Source organism: Labrys neptuniae (assembly GCF_040797145.1).
Classification (GTDB): Bacteria; Pseudomonadota; Alphaproteobacteria; order Rhizobiales; family Labraceae; genus Labrys; species Labrys neptuniae.
Window position 1 is genome coordinate 213,552 of record NZ_JBFNQD010000005.1, and the last position, 15,021, is coordinate 228,572.

The window sequence follows — 15,021 nt, forward strand, 5'->3', positions numbered from 1 at the left end:
GCCTTGTCGGTATTCAGCCGACGGCGCGCTCGCGCGCTTCGGACATGGCCCTCAACATGACATAGGTCGAAGCCGCACCCGGATCGATATGCCCCATGGAGCGCTTCCCGAGTTTGGCGGCGCGGCCGCGCCGCGCCTCCATTGCCGCCGTAGCCTCCATGCCATCCTTGGCACCATCCCTTGCGGCAATCAGGATATCGAGTGTCGAGCCTTTTTCCTGCGCGCGCTCCAGAGCCGCGGAGACGGCCGGCACCCAGGCATCGATCATGGTCTTGTCACCGGGCTCGGCGCGTCCACGGTCGCGGATCCCCTGGCAGGCCGCGGAAAGCCAGGCCGCCAAGGCTTCGGAATCGAGATTGAGACGATTGCCGACCGCCGTGCCTGCCCGCAGGAAAGCGGTCGCGTAAAGCGGCCCCGAAGAAGCGCCGACGGCATCGAGAAAGGCCTTGGCCATGCGCTTGCATATGCCCTCGATCGCCTCATTGTCCGGCCCATCGTCAAGAGCCTTCTGCACCGCCCGCCAGCCGACTTCCATGGTGACGCCGTGGTCACCGTCGCCAATGACCCCGTCGAGCTCGGAGAGCCAATCCTTCTCCGCGATGATCTGGTCGCCGACATTCTGCATCATGGCCCGGAACAGGGCGGGCGTGATGTCGCCATCGGCGATGAGTTCACGAGCGGCTTCCATTGTCGTCGCGCTGCGATCGGGTGTCCGTTCCGGCTGGCGCCGCACCCTGCCCTTCTCCGCGACCGGTTCCATTGCGCCGACGGTCAGGGCCAAAGTCCGGCAGGGATGGTCAAGCAGAGCCTGGAGCCTGTCATCGAGCTTCATCAGCGTCACCGAAGCGCCTGCCATTTCCAGCGACGTCGCGTATTCGCCCACCCAGGACGCGTGGATCTTCACATCGAGGGCATCGAGGCGCTGCTTGACGCGCCGGAACATCACATAGAGTTCGATTTGCGATGTGGCGCCGAGGCCATTGACCAGGACGCTGACCCGGTCGCCTTGCTTGAGTGCGAGCTCCCTGGCCAGATTGTCCATCAGTTCGTCGGTGACGACGTCGGCCGTCGCCAGTTTCTGGCGCCGAATGCCCGGCTCGCCATGCAAGCCCATGCCGATTTCCATGTCTTCGGCACCGATGGTGAAATTGGGCTTGGCTGTTTGCGGCAGGGAGCAGGGACTGAGCGCCACGCCCATGGAGCAGGTTGCGTCATTCGCCGCGCGGGCCAGCGCTTCCACCCGTGCGAGGGGCTCGCCGAGATCGGCGGCAGCGCCGGCGATCTTGAAAACGAAGAAATCGCCGGCAATGCCGCGACGCTCGTTCTTGCGTTCGGGCGGCGCGGAGGCAACGTCGTCTGCCACGGCGACCTGGCGCACATTCACGCCTTCTCCGGCCAGTTCCTCCGCCGCCATGGTGAAGTTCAGCACGTCGCCGGTATAGTTGCCATAGAGCAGCAGCACGCCGGCGCCTCCATCGGCGGCGTGCGCCGCTTCGACGATGTGCGCCGGGGACGGAGAAGCGAAGACATTGCCTACCGCTGCGGCATCCGCAAGGCCGCGCCCCACATAGCCCGCAAAGGCAGGCTCATGGCCGGATCCCCCGCCGATCACGATGCCGACCTTGCCGGCGCGCGGTCCGTCCACGGCGACAATGGCGCGGCCTGTTTGCCCGTCCACGCGCAGCAGGTCGGGATGTGCGCCCGTCATGCCCTCGATCATTTCCTGGATGATCTGTTCGGGCGCATTGATCAGCTTCTTGGTGGAGACTTGTTCGTTCATCGTTTCTTGTTCCGCGAATTCTTCAATCATGTCCGTTCAAGCTGCTTCGCCGCGCAGATAGCGACGAGAGATGGCATCAAAGGAGATTGCCAGCACGACGATCGCACCCGAGACAATGCCCTGCCAGTAGGGCGATACGCCAAACAGGACGATGATATTTTCGATGATGGCAATGATACCGGCGCCGAGAATGGCTCCGATCGGGCTGCCCACGCCGCCCGTGGTGGCGACGCCGCCGATCACGCACGCCGCGATGGGGGCCAGCACCCAGGTATCGCCGATGGATGGCTGGGCCGTTCCCAGGCGCGCCACCATGAGGACACCCGCCAGCGCCGCGAGAGCGCCGGCCGCCACGAAGACGATCAGCCGGACGAGGTCGACACGGATCCCGAGCATGCGCGCGGCGCCCCGGTTGTTGCCGATCGCATACATGTAGCGGCCGAACGGCGTTTTCACCATGACGAAGGTGGCGACGAGGAGGGCACCGATCATCGCCACGAAGGGAACAGGCACGCCGAACAGGTCGCCGCGGCCGAGATATTGGATCTGCTGCGGAATACCGGTGATGGCGACGCCGCGCGTCAGGACCAGATTCGCGCCGCCATAAATGCCCGCCGTGCCGATCGTCAGGACGAGCGAGTGCAGCCGCAAGCCGGTGACAAGCAGCCCGTTGGCAAACCCCAGGGTCGCGCCGAGGGCGATGGCGAGCAGCATTGCCGTATAGGGCTCGATGCCGAACTTCATCATCAGGACACCGGAGGCGATCCCGCAGAGGCCGCCTATCACGCCCAGCGACAGGTCGAGTTCGCCCAGCACCATCAGCATGGACTGCGCGATGGTGATGAGCCCGACGAAGGCGATGCCGCGTGCTACGACGGACATGTTGTAGGAGGTCAGGAAATAAGGTGAAACGATCGCCGACAAGGCGAAGATGACCGCAAGGGCCGCAAGGACTCCCGCGAGCGGATCGCGCAGGACCGTGGCAAGTGATTTAGGCGACATCGGCGTTCATCTCGGTTCCAAATATGGCGCCCACCAGCGTTTCCGTGGCCGTGTCGGCCGTGACGTATTGGCCGGTCAGGCGCCCGTTATGCATGGTTATGATGCGGCTGGCACATTTGCGCAGTTCGGCGATCTCGGAAGAAATGAGAATGACTCCCACACCTTCCTCGGCCAGCCTTTTCATGATCCGGTAGATTTCGGTCTTGGTGCGAATGTCGATGCCTTTGGTCGGCTCATCGAAAATCAGGATCTGCGGCCGCGTGGCCAAAGCGCGGCCGATGATCGCCTTTTGCTGATTGCCGCCCGACAGATGCGAGATACGCTTGCCCATGCCGGCGGTGCGGATGCCGTACTCGTCGATGATGGTCTGGACCGCACCGCGCTCTCGCTTCTGGCTGATGCCCAAGGGGCCGACGGTGAGCGACAGGATGGAGATGCCGATATTCTCGCGCAGCGAAAGTTGCGGGAATATGCCGTGAAGCTTGCGCTCCTCGGACAGATAGAGCATGCCGGCCTCGACCGAGCGGGACGTATCGTTGAGCTGCCAGTCCTTACCGGCAACCATGACCTTGCCGGCGGTCGCCTTGCGATAGCCGAAGATGGTTTGCATGATTTCGGAGCGCCCTGCCCCGACAAGGCCGGCGAAACCAAGGATTTCGCCGCGGCGAAGATCGAATGAAATATCGCTGAAGCGCGGACCGGTCAGGCCCCTGACTTCCATGATCGTATCCGTCGCGTTGCCCGCAGGATGGAAATGCTCGTCCAGCGCCACATGACGACCGGACATGGCGCGTATGAGATCCGGCTCCGAAATATCGGCGATCTGTCCGCTCTCGATCTTCTCGCCATTGCGCAGAACCGTATAGTCGTCGCCGATGGCAAAAACCTCATCCATCTTGTGGCTGATGAAGATAATCGCGTGGTTGCGATCGAGGAAGCCGCGCATGACCTTGAAGACACGCTCGACTTCGACGCCGGTAAGCGCGGAGGTCGGCTCATCGAGGATGAGCACCTTCATATTCTTGTTCGTGGAAGCGCGTGCGATCTGGAGCAGTTGCTGATCCGAGACCGAAATATTGGCCACGAGATCCTGGGGGCGGGCCTCGATGCCGAAACGGTCGAGATAGGCCTGCGCCTCCGCCATCAGGGCGCGACGGTTGAACAGCATGCCACCGTGGCCCGTGCGGTTCAGGGGCATGAAGAGGTTCTCAGCAACGCTCATCTGGGGAAACAGCGTGAGCTCCTGAGGCACATAGGCGATATTTCGATAAAGGGAGGGCTCTTCGGTGGGATCGCGACCATCGATCCTGATGGTCCCCCGCGAGGGATGTTCCGTGCCGGTGAGAATCTTGACCAGGGTCGATTTGCCGGCCCCGTTTTCGCCGGCCAGGATATGAGTGCGCCCGAGCTCGACCTTGAGATCGACCCCATTGAGCGCAGTCACGCCGGGAAAGTCCCTGCCCAGTCCGGTGGTTTCAAGATAGGCCATGGACCAAGTCTTTCACTGTGGACGAATAAGGCGCGGGCCAAGGAACCCGCGCCTGTTTACTACTTGCGAAAGATGCTCAGCCGCCCACATTCTGCTTGGTCAGGAAGGCGTTGCCGGTGTCGATGAAATCGGGAACGGGCGCTCCGGTCGCCTTTGCCCACAACATCATCACAGACCAGTAACCCTGCAGTTCAGGCTGGGACGCCGATGAACTCTCCGCGACGCCATTGCGGATCATATCGAGCATTTCCGGCAGGTTATCGAGGCCGACAAGCGTGACCTTGCCCTGCTTGCCAGCTTCGACGATGGCCTGGCCGATGCCGATCGGCCCCGCGGCATCGGAGGCAACCCAGCCCTTGAGATCGGGATGCGCCTGCATGATGGCGGCGGCCTGCTGCTGAGCGGTCTGGATGCTGTCGTTGTCGATCCCTTCGGCCACAACCTTGATGCCGGGATTTTCGGCAAACACCTTGCGATGGCAATCAGCCCGGATCGCATGGTTGGGCGCGGTCGGCACGCCCATCATGATGGCGACTTCGCCCTTGCCGCCGAGAAGTTCGACGAGGCGGCGCGAAGCAATCTTGGCCTGTTCGCAGAAATCCGATCCGATATGGGTGATCGACATGCCCTCGGGCGGCACGGAATCGAACAGGACGAGCGGGATCTTCTGGCCCTGGGCTTCTTCCAGCGAAGCGCGGTTGCCCGAAGGATCCAGAAGATCGATCGCCAGGCCATCGGGATGCGTGGCGAGCGCGCTGTCCAGGATCTGGTTCTGTTGCACGACATCCGCGGACTGGGGAGCGGAATAGACGATTTCGACATTGGCGCCCGTTTGCGCCTTCAGTGCCGCCGCAGCCTGCTGGGCGCCCTGATTTACCTTGTCGAACCAGGGATGGACGACCTTCGGCACGATGACAAAGCGATAGCTATCCTTCTTGACGGTACCGGGCGCGCTTTGAGCCAGGGCTGTAGCGGGCAGAGCAAAAGCGGCACATGCGATCAGCGTCGCGAGCTTATTCATGGAGTCCTCCCTCTATGGTCGACAGGCAGAACAAGTCCGCCTGCGGCGTACCGGCTGACTGCAGTCAGTTCCGGCCACCTTCGGCAATCGATACACATGTATTTTCATTTTTACAAGAGTTATAGGAGTGTATGGATAGAGGCATCCGCGGGAGCCATCGGGCGCCTCACGGCCGGGGGCCGGGTCTTTGAGTTGCAGGATCTGGAGAAGGATCGTCTGGCTCGATCGGCGGCCTTGCGGCGGCGTTTGACGTCTCCCTGGCCGCACTGGCATGCCGTGGGGCGGGCATGAAGCGCCGGGCAACGGCCCCTGATCAAGTCGAACGCAGGATGGGGCGAAGCCGTTTCGATCACGCAGGCCGCTGACCCGAGCGGCGCGGAACTATATCCCCTCGCCTGCGCAGCAGGCGCGAGGCCGACGGTCTGCAGATCCTGGATCGCAGGGATCCAAGCCTCGCGGCCAGCCTTTCGGCAAACGTGCCTCCTCTGCCGAACGAAGCGCGTCGTTGCCCGAGGCTGCCGCCCGCCTTTGGGTCATGAGGGCCGGATTTGCGGGACGCTTCCGGTTCAGTGCTTGATCGGCACGGTATTCATGAAGGCCAACGTGTCATCGAACGACCGAATGCCTGCATCGGAGCCGAGCCCCGTCGCCACCAGTGCCGCCGATGCCTGGGCAAAATTCAAAGCGGTTTTCAGGTCCATCCTGCGATGCAGGGCCGTGATGAAACCCGCATCGAACGCATCGCCGCATCCGGTCGTGTCCACCACCTCGATCTGGAAGGCCGGCTGGCGAACGATCTCGCCGTGAGCGTCCATGAAGCACACGCCATCGCCGCCGAGCGTGAATACGCAATGCTTCACGCCGCGATCGAGGAAGAACCGGCCCGCACTCTCGATCTCGGACGCGCCGGAAATCTGCCGCGCTTCCTCGATGGAGGGCATGAAATAGTCGATATAGGGAAACAGGGGCGCAATAAGATCGAGCGTGCCGTCATTGGCCCCGAGCAGGTCGAACGTTGTCGTCCGCCCACGCGCCTTTGCCTCGGCCAGCAATTTGCGGCTCGGCTCTCCGTCGAGTCTGGCCAACAATCCGGTACCACCCAGGTGGATGATCGCCGGAGCCAGCACCGCATCTAGGGCGCTTTCGGCAACCTCGAAGTGATCGGAGGCCCCTCGGGCATGGAGCGCCGGCCGGTCGCCATTGCGCCGGATATTCAAGATGGTCGACGATGTCGGCACACCTGTCAGGCGCTGCATCTGAGCCGTATCGACGCCGAAGCGCTGAAGAGTTGCAAGAACGAAATCTGCCTTCTCGTCGTCGCCCACGGCACCGACTGCAAGGCAATTCAGCCCAAGTTTTGCAAGATCCACCACCGTTCCACCGGCGGTGCCTGCAACGGTCAGCCTGATTTCGTCGATGAACTCCACATTGCCGCCGGCTGGAATGGCATCGACCGGGCGTCCGAGCACGTCGAGAATATAAAGCCCAATGACCGACACGTCGTGAGACATGGAAACCTCATCAAATAAGACACATGATTGGCTGGCGGCGCTGCAGGCGCCTGCTAGCTACGATTGCGCAAGGCGAAAATGGTGCCCGCGATCAGGATGAAGATGCCGACGATGGCCAGTTGCAGCGTGCTTGGAATACCCACGAAGATCAGCACGTTGCTGACCAGCGTTATCAGGAGCACGCCAAGCAGCGTCCCGATCACCGATCCGGAGCCGCCCGTGATGCGGGCGCCACCCAGAACGACGGCCGCGATGATTTCAAGCTCCATGCCGGCCAGATCGAACGGATTGGCGAGGCGATTGCTCGAAACGTGGATCACACCGGCAATGCCGGCGAGCAGCCCGGCATAGGCAAACACGAACACCCGCACGCGAAACAGATTGATGCCCAGACGTTCGGCAATCGCAGAATTGCCGCCGATGGCGAAGATGGCGCGGCCCATCAGCGTGCGCTCCAGGATGTACCATGTGACGAAAGCGGCAACGGCCAGCACCAGAACGGTCGCGGGCAACACGGACACAACGCCATTCGAGGCGCGGTGGGTGAACAGCGAGGCCTTGCCGAAAGCATCCATCGCGGCCGGGATGTTCATGAACAGGGCGGTCCCGATGAAGGTCAGCAGGAAACTGCGGATGACATATTGCGTGCCGATCGTGACGATCAGCGACGGGGCCTGGAGTTTTTGCACGAGCAGCCCGTTTACGATTCCAAAGGCCGCGCCGCCGAGGGCCGCAAGGATCAGGATGACCGTCATCGGCATGCCCGGGAACCAGTTCGTGACGACCATGGTCAGGACATACATCACGAAGGCGGCAATCGCCGTGAACGACACGTCGATGCCCCCGGACGCCAGCACGACCAGCACCCCCATCGCAAACAGCCCGCGCACCACCGACGCGCGCAATATGTCGACGATATTGCTCATCTGGAGGAAGTCGGGATTGGCGGCGATCACGACCAAGCAGGTCGCAATCGTCAGCGCCAAGGTGAAGAGCTCGGGCCGGCGCCCCATCAAGTCCCACCCGCGGAGCAGGAAGCCGCGGCGCTGGGGGGCGGCAGCGGTCGGCGATGCCATCTCGGTCATTGCGCGATCTCCTTCGACGTGCCGGCCATGGATTGATAGATCGCGTCTTCCGTCAGCCCTTCGGCCTTGTGCGCGGCCACGATGCCGCCGTGGCGCATGACGAGAATGCGGTCGCAGTTCTGCAGAAGCTCCGGCAAATCATCGCTGATGATGATGACTGCCATGCCTTCATCGGCCAGGCGCTGGATGATCCGGAAGATCGTGTCTTTCGACCCCACATCCACGCCGACGGTCGGCCCGTGCAGGATGAGCAGTTTCGGGTTGATGGTGAGCCACCGCCCGATGAGCACCCTTTGCTGGTTGCCGCCGGAAAGGGACTGAACCGGAACCGCCACGTCCGGCGCGACGATCTGCAGGTCGGCGACGCTGGCTTCCGCGGTGCGACGAGCACTGCGGGAACTGACGATGCCGAGCGCATTGCGCAGACGATCCAGGATCGGCAGCGTTATGTTGTCCTGGATCGACTTTTCAAGGAACAAGCCCTCGGTAAGGCGATCCTCGGGCACATAGCCAATGCCGTTTTGTATGGCTTGCAGCGTCGATTGAGGCGCGATCGTCTTGCCGGCCAGGCGTATCTTGCCGCCAATCGCCGGCTTCACGCCGGCCAGCGCCAGAGCCAGCTCGTTGCGGCCGGAATCCAGCAACCCCGTGACGCCCAATATCTCGCCCTTTCTCACGCTCAGCGAGATGTTTCGAAAAGCCCGGCCATCATCGAGATTCTCGACTTGGAGCAGGACATCGCCAAGTTTCGGGTCGGTGCGATAGCGTGTCTCGCCGATCTCGCGGCCCGTCATCCACCGGCTGAATTCAGCCTTGCTGTGATCGGCGACATCGAGTTCGGCGACCTTCAGCCCGTCGCGCATGATGATTGCGCGGCCCCCGAGCAATTTGCACTCGTCGAGCTTATGCGTGACGAACAAAACCGCGACACCCTTGGCGCGCAGCCGCTCGACAACGCCCAGCAGATTTTCGACTTCCTGGCGCGTAAGGGATGTCGTCGGCTCATCCATGATGACCAGGCGCGCTTCGGAGGCGACGGCGCGGGCAATGGCGATCAACTGGCGCGTCGCAAGCGGCAGCGTGTCCGTGCGGCGGGTGAGAAAATCGCTGCTGGTCGGAAGATGCACTTCCGCCAGGGCCCGGCGCGCCGTTTCATGCAGCGCCTTGACATTCAGCCTGCGGACCAGACGCCCCGACGCCTCGACGAGCTGCTCGGTAAACGCGACGTTCTCGGCAACAGAAAGGTTGGGGAGGAGCGACAGGTCCTGATAGACCGTCTCGATGCCGGCCCGCAGCGCCCCGATCGCGCCCAGGTCGCCGGCCCGGCTTCCGGTCGACTGGCCGTCGATCAGGATTTGCCCCTCATCGGCAGGCTGGGCGCCGGAAAGGATCTTGATCAGCGTGCTCTTGCCGCAGCCATTCTCCCCCATCAGGTGATAGATCTGCCCCGCCTGGATCGTGAGGCTGACATCCTTCAGCGCCACGACGCCGCCGAAGGACTTCCGGACGTTTCTGACCTCGAGAAACGGCGGCACAGAGTGCGGCGTGGGATCGGTCGCGTGCATGGCAAATTCCTATAGCGTTTTGCGATTTGATTGAATCGCTTCAAATCGCAAAGACGCGTCGAACCAAAGAGTTAGAGCAAACAAGTGTTCACACCTGAACGCGCCTTGCTCTAGAACTCCCCGACGCGCCTTCCGGCGCGGGATCGATGCCCGGCGGAAGACGCATCGGCGAGCGATGCTCGTTGTCAGAACGGGAACTTCTTGTAGTTGGACTTGTCGACATCCACCCAGGCCTGGCCCTGCATGATGATGCCCTTGCCCGGTCCCTTGATGACGGTCATCTTTTCGTAGCCCGGCACGCCGAGATTGACCCCGTCCTTGATCTCTTCGCCCTTCAAGACCATCTCTGAGACCTTGTTCATGACGTAGCCGGCATCCTTGGGATCCCAGAAGAAGATCTGATTGACGGCGCCGCTTTCCAGATAGGGTCCGGTATCCTTGGGAAGACCGAGGCCGTAGACGCAGACCTTGCCCTGAAGCCCGGCTTCTTCCACGGCGCGGCCAATACCGATCACGTCAATGGCAGAGGAGCCCTGGAAGCCCTTGATGTCCGGATATTTGCGCAGAATCTCCTTGGCCTTTTCATAGGCGCGATTGGCGTCGTTGAAGGATTCGTTCTTGGCGGCAACCAGTTCCATGCCCGGATATTTCTTGGCATTTTCCGCGCCGGCATCGACCCACTGGTTATGCGTCAAGCTGCCCAGCGAGCCGACGAACGACGTCCATTTGCCCGACTTGCCCATGCAGGCGGAGAGCTTTTCGTTGATACGCGCACCGAAGGCCTTGTTGTCGAAGGCTTCGATGTCGACATCGGTATTCTTGAGGCTGTCCCCCTCATGGGTGATGACCTTGATCCCACGCTGAGAGGCTCGGCGAAGCACGCCTTCGAGTGCCGACGGGTCCATCGGAACAACGGCGATCGCCGATACTTTCTTGGCGACGAGATCTTCGATGATGCGGGCCTGCTGAGCCGCGTCTGCCTTGGCGGGGCCGATCTGGCTGGCGCTTAAGCTTGGGTTGTCCTTGCCGAACGCATCCACGCCTTCATTCATGCGGATGAACCAGTTTTCGCCGGTGACCTTGACCACCGTCACGATGGATGGCTTGTCCTGGGCAAACGAAGCCCCGGCCATCAACACGCCTGCCAGCATCGTACAAGCTGCCAGTTTGGTAATTTTGCTCATAGTTTCCTCCATTTTAAGCAAAATCGTCTTCTAGGATCGGCACTGCCGGTTCTATGGGATCTTGACGGTGCCGAGCCGATCGCGAACCGGGCTATCGTCGCTTCGGCTTGAGCCAGACGCCCAGGTGCACCCACGAAAAGGCCAGGAGGGCCAACAGCAGGACGCCCCAGGCAAGGTCGCGGAAGAAATTCGAAATGTTCATGAAGTTGAACAGGCTCGAGAGAATCTGCAGCGCCGTCGCAGCCAGCAGCACACAGACCACCTTGCCGTATCCGCCTTCGGGCTTAACGCCGGCCAGAACGGCAATCAGAATGGCGATCAGCACGTAGGAGCCGCCATAATCCCATTTCACCGAGGAATTGCGGGCCGCGATAATGACCCCGGCAACGGAAGACAGCACACCGCATAGAGTATAGGTAACAAGCAGCATGCGCTTTTCATTGATGCCGCCATACCGTGCTGCCTTGGAATTACTTCCCAGCATCATAAGTTTCATGCCGAAGGGCGTGTATTTCAAAAGAAATGCCAGTCCGGCTGCGATCGCCAGAAACAGCGCAAAGCACACAGGAATACCGAATACCGGCATGTTGCCGAAGTCATCCAGCGGTTCGATAAAGCCCATGGTGATCGCGGAGCCGTTGGTCAGGAACACCGCAATGCCGGTAAACAGGAGCTGCGTCCCCAGTGTCGCGATCAGGGGTGTCAGCCGCGCATAGGCGATCACGCTTCCGTTTACGAAGCCGCCGACCAGGCCCACGAGAAGCGCCAGACCGGTGAAACTCCAGAAAAACAGGGTCGGCGCGTCATCGGCGACGATGAAGTGGCTCGTCACCAGAAAGGCGGCGATACCGGCAAGGTTCGCCAAAGCGATACCCGACAGATCGATACCGCCATTGCCCGAGATCATGGCCAGCATGACGCCGAGTGCCAGAAGGCCGAGTTCGGGAACCTGCGACGCCATGGATTGCAGATTGTAGCTGTCGATGAAACTGGAGCCCGCCAACAGAGCCCCGGCAGCGAGCACCGCGCAATTGATCAACAGCAGAAAAGGCGCCTGCCGGTTCAGGCTATATGACGACACTTTTTCCTCCCGTTTCCGAAGGCTGCGTTTTTCCGGCGAGGCCGGCCAGGTCCGCCGGCAGGGCAACTTCTTTGTCGGTTGTGCAAGAGTTCATTGCCGCGCTCCATCGTTCAGCCTCGAGCATCGGATGCATTTGCCTTGCCTGCATCCAAACGATCGATCGCTTTGACGTTGTCCGCCGACGGCCCGTTTGGATCGAAGCTGGATGCGAGGAAAACGTCGACGATGGCTTTAGCCAGTTCCGGACCGATCACACGGGCGCCCATGGCAATGATCTGAGCATTGTTGGACCTTGCGGCTCTTTCCGCTGAATAGGTGTCATGGGTCAGGGCGGCGCGGATACCTGGCACTTTGTTCGCCGAAATCGACACGCCGATTCCGGTGCCGCAGAACAACAGCCCCCGATCGTATTCGCCGTTGACCACGCTTTCGGCGAGGACCTTCGAGATGTCGGCGTAGTAGCCCGGCCGGCTCAGATCGGTAACCGTGATGTCACCCCTACCGGCCAGATGATGCGCGATGACATCAAGCAGGGGCTTTCCTGCGCCGTCCGCGCCAAGAGCAATCTTCATTGTGGTTCCCTCCCAAGGCAAGCCGGCTGCCCGACGGCCATGGTTCTTGTTCGTTTTTGCAGTTCTTGACATTTGTCGATCCTTATTTGACAATTGTCAATATCGACGCTCGAGCTTGGCTCTCGTGACGTCGACGTGCCCGCCGGCCAGGCGGCGTGCGCATAGGAGGAGAGGAAGCGTGGATCTCTTGCTTGAGGTGGAAGGGCTCAAAAAGTCCTTCGGCGGCGTTGCTGCTTTGCGAAATGGCGCCTTCAAGCTCCATGCTGGTTCCGTCCATGCCTTGTGCGGCGGCAACGGCGCGGGCAAGTCCACCTTCCTGAAGATCCTGATGGGGCTGCATCGCAGAGACGCCGGCTCGATCCGCCGCCGCGGCAAGGCCGTGGAGTTCTCCAGTCCGGCCGAAGCGCTTGCCTCCGGCATTGCCATCATCGAACAGGAGCTCAGCCCGGTTCCCCACATGACGGCGGCCGAGAACATCTTCCTCGGGCGCGAACCGTCGGCACGCTTCGGCGGCATCGATTTCCGCAAGATGAACCGGGAGGCCCAGGCGCTGTTCGATCAGCTCGGCTTCAACATCCGTGCCAGCCAATACATGATGAATCTCTCGGTGGCGCAGATGCAGCTCGTGGAGATCGCCAAGGCGCTCAGTCACGATGCCGAGGTCATCTTCATGGACGAGCCGACCTCCGCCATCGGCGAGAAGGAAGCTCAGCATCTGTTCTCGGCCATCGAGCGTCTCAAGGCCGCCGGCAAGGGGGTCGTCTATGTCTCCCACCGATTGTCGGAAATCTTCCAGATCGCCGACTCCTACACCGTCTTCCGGGACGGCAGTTATGTCGGCAGCGGCGCCTTGGCCGATATCAACCGTCCCGAGTTGATCCGCATGATCGTCGGCCGGGAGCTCGGGGAGGAATATGTCAAGACCAACATCCCCGCGGAGACGGTAAGCTTCGAGGTCAAGGGCCTCTCGGCTCCCGGCAAGATCGACGACATTTCATTTTCCGTGCGACGGGGTGAGATCTTCGGCATTTACGGTCTGATGGGGTCGGGGCGTACGGAGATCTTCGACTGCCTGTTTGGCCTGGACAAGCCGACGGCCGGCAGCATCACTTTGGACGGCCAGCCGCTGGCCATTTCCCGTCCCGCCGATGCCATGCGCGCAGGCATCGCGCTCGTCACCGAAGACCGCAAGCTCACCGGCCTCAATCTCTCCGACAGCGTGCGCAACAACATCTGTCTGGCGAGCCTGCCGGAGCTGAGTCCGGGTTTCACCATGCAGCGCCGGCAGGAACGGGCCGCCTCGGCAGACATGATCGCGCGTTTCGGCATCAAGGCTGCGCGCGATACCATGCCTGTTTCCGGCCTGTCGGGTGGCAACCAGCAAAAAGTCGTGCTCGGCAAGTGGTTCTTGCGCCAGCCCAAGCTTCTCCTGCTGGACGAACCCACGCGCGGCGTCGATGTCGGCGCCAAGCGCGAGATCTACCGCATCATCTGCGATTTCGCGGCAGCAGGCGGCACGGTCGTGATGATCTCATCCGAAATAGACGAGGTGCTCGGCATGTCCGACCGCATCCTGGTGATGCGGCAGGGACGGTCCGCCGGGATCCAACGGCGTGAAGAAACCGACGCGCAGTCGCTCGTGCATCTGTCCACCTGAGACCGGCGCCCTGGCGTATGCCCGGCACAAAAAGGAAATCCACGTGTCCGCTAACCAGAATCCTTCCACCAGCATCTGGCCCGGCAGGGAGCATCGTCGGCTCATCATCCAGGAATACGGCATCTTCATCGCCTTCTTGCTGCTTGCCTTGGTCCTTACGGTCTCCAACCAGTACTTTCTCACCGCGGGCAACATCTCCAACGTATTGCTGCAGACGGCCATCAACGGCGTGCTGGCGGTGGGCATGACGTTCGTCATCCTGACGCGAGGGATCGATCTGTCCGTCGGATCGGTGGCGGCGCTTACGGGCATCATTGCCGCCAGCTTCGCCACCACCTCGTCGACGGCGGGCCTGCCGGGCGCGCCTTATCCGTTCTATCTCGCATTGGCGGCGGGCCTCCTCGTCGGTATCGCCTGCGGCGCCGTGGCCGGTATCATCGTCTCGCGCTTTGCCGTCCCCGCCTTCGTGGCCACGCTCGGCATGCTTTCGGCAGCGCGGGGCCTGACGCTCATCTATGGTGGGGGCCGGCCCGTGCCCGCGCTCACGCCCGAATTCCGCTGGATCGGCACCGGCAGCCTGTTCGGCATTCCTGCGCCGGTCGTCCTGCTCGCCGTGGTGTTCGCCCTGTCCTGGTGGGTGCTGAACCGTACGCGCTTCGGCCGCTACATCTATGCCGTGGGCGGCAACCCGCATGCCGCCAAGACGTCGGGCATCAACGTTGCCCGCATCCGTTTCAGCGTCTACGTCATCTCCGGCGGACTTTCGGGCCTGGCGGGCATGATGCTGGCCGCCCGCACCGGTTCCGCCCTGCCCCAGGCCGGCATCGCCTACGAACTCGATGCCATCGCGGCCGTGGTGATCGGCGGGACCAGCCTGTCGGGTGGCGTCGGTCGTATCACCGGCACGCTGATCGGCGCCCTGATCATCGGCGTGATGAACAACGGCCTCGATCTGATGGGCATCCAATCCTACTACCAGCAGGTTCTCAAGGGCGCCCTGATCGTCGGTGCCGTGATGCTGGATCAGAAGAGAAACCAGGGCGAATAAGCCCGTGCCATCCGGACGCTCGCGCC

Annotated in this window: 12 protein-coding genes; 2 read left to right on the plus strand and 10 right to left on the minus strand. The window is 62.0% G+C overall.

Annotated elements, in window-relative coordinates:
* Positions 1 to 13 precede the first annotated feature (13 nt).
* From dhaL to derI, 10 genes are all read right to left on the minus strand, one after another.
* Complete coding sequence (gene dhaL, locus ABXS05_RS17015; protein ID WP_367624754.1) at positions 14 to 1,780, minus strand: dihydroxyacetone kinase subunit DhaL; 1,767 nt, start codon at positions 1,778 to 1,780, stop codon at positions 14 to 16.
* Between the two features lie 36 nt (positions 1,781 to 1,816).
* A complete protein-coding gene (locus ABXS05_RS17020) occupies positions 1,817 to 2,782 on the minus strand; it encodes an ABC transporter permease (protein ID WP_311936993.1) in 966 nt (321 codons plus the stop codon).
* Positions 2,772 to 4,271, minus strand: a complete 1,500-nt coding sequence (locus ABXS05_RS17025; protein ID WP_367624755.1) for a sugar ABC transporter ATP-binding protein — start codon at positions 4,269 to 4,271, stop codon at positions 2,772 to 2,774. Before ABXS05_RS17025 ends, ABXS05_RS17020 begins: the two co-directional genes overlap by 11 nt.
* Positions 4,272 to 4,347: 76 nt before the next feature.
* A complete protein-coding gene (locus tag ABXS05_RS17030; RefSeq protein WP_367624756.1) occupies positions 4,348 to 5,292 on the minus strand; it encodes a substrate-binding domain-containing protein in 945 nt (314 codons plus the stop codon).
* 566 nt (positions 5,293 to 5,858) lie between these two features.
* Positions 5,859 to 6,803, minus strand: a complete 945-nt coding sequence (locus tag ABXS05_RS17035; RefSeq protein WP_367624757.1) for a carbohydrate kinase family protein — start codon at positions 6,801 to 6,803, stop codon at positions 5,859 to 5,861.
* A 53-nt stretch (positions 6,804 to 6,856) separates the two neighbouring features.
* Positions 6,857 to 7,879 carry an ABC transporter permease gene (locus ABXS05_RS17040; protein ID WP_367624890.1) on the minus strand — a complete coding sequence of 341 codons (1,023 nt, stop codon included), beginning with the start codon at positions 7,877 to 7,879 and terminating at the stop codon, positions 6,857 to 6,859.
* Positions 7,880 to 7,884: 5 nt separating this feature from the next.
* Positions 7,885 to 9,453, minus strand: coding sequence for a sugar ABC transporter ATP-binding protein (locus ABXS05_RS17045; RefSeq protein ID WP_367624758.1), 1,569 nt, complete (start codon positions 9,451 to 9,453; stop codon positions 7,885 to 7,887).
* A gap of 185 nt (positions 9,454 to 9,638) precedes the next feature.
* The gene (locus ABXS05_RS17050) at positions 9,639 to 10,637 is read right to left on the minus strand and encodes an autoinducer 2 ABC transporter substrate-binding protein (RefSeq protein ID WP_311937013.1); all 999 of its coding nucleotides are present in this window, start codon (positions 10,635 to 10,637) and stop codon (positions 9,639 to 9,641) included.
* Positions 10,638 to 10,728: 91 nt separating this feature from the next.
* Positions 10,729 to 11,718, minus strand: a complete 990-nt coding sequence (locus tag ABXS05_RS17055; protein WP_367624759.1) for an ABC transporter permease — start codon at positions 11,716 to 11,718, stop codon at positions 10,729 to 10,731.
* A 110-nt stretch (positions 11,719 to 11,828) separates the two neighbouring features.
* Positions 11,829 to 12,290: a D-erythrulose-4-phosphate isomerase gene (gene derI, locus ABXS05_RS17060; RefSeq protein WP_367624760.1), complete on the minus strand. Its 462-nt coding sequence runs from the start codon at positions 12,288 to 12,290 to the stop codon at positions 11,829 to 11,831.
* A 178-nt stretch (positions 12,291 to 12,468) separates the two neighbouring features.
* Here derI and ABXS05_RS17065 point away from each other — a divergent pair, with 178 nt between their 5' ends.
* Together ABXS05_RS17065 and ABXS05_RS17070 are read left to right on the plus strand one after the other, a co-directional pair.
* Positions 12,469 to 13,947 carry a sugar ABC transporter ATP-binding protein gene (locus ABXS05_RS17065; RefSeq protein WP_367624761.1) on the plus strand — a complete coding sequence of 493 codons (1,479 nt, stop codon included), beginning with the start codon at positions 12,469 to 12,471 and terminating at the stop codon, positions 13,945 to 13,947.
* A 43-nt stretch (positions 13,948 to 13,990) separates the two neighbouring features.
* Positions 13,991 to 14,995: an ABC transporter permease gene (locus ABXS05_RS17070; RefSeq protein WP_311937025.1), complete on the plus strand. Its 1,005-nt coding sequence runs from the start codon at positions 13,991 to 13,993 to the stop codon at positions 14,993 to 14,995.
* Positions 14,996 to 15,021: the final 26 nt, after the last annotated feature.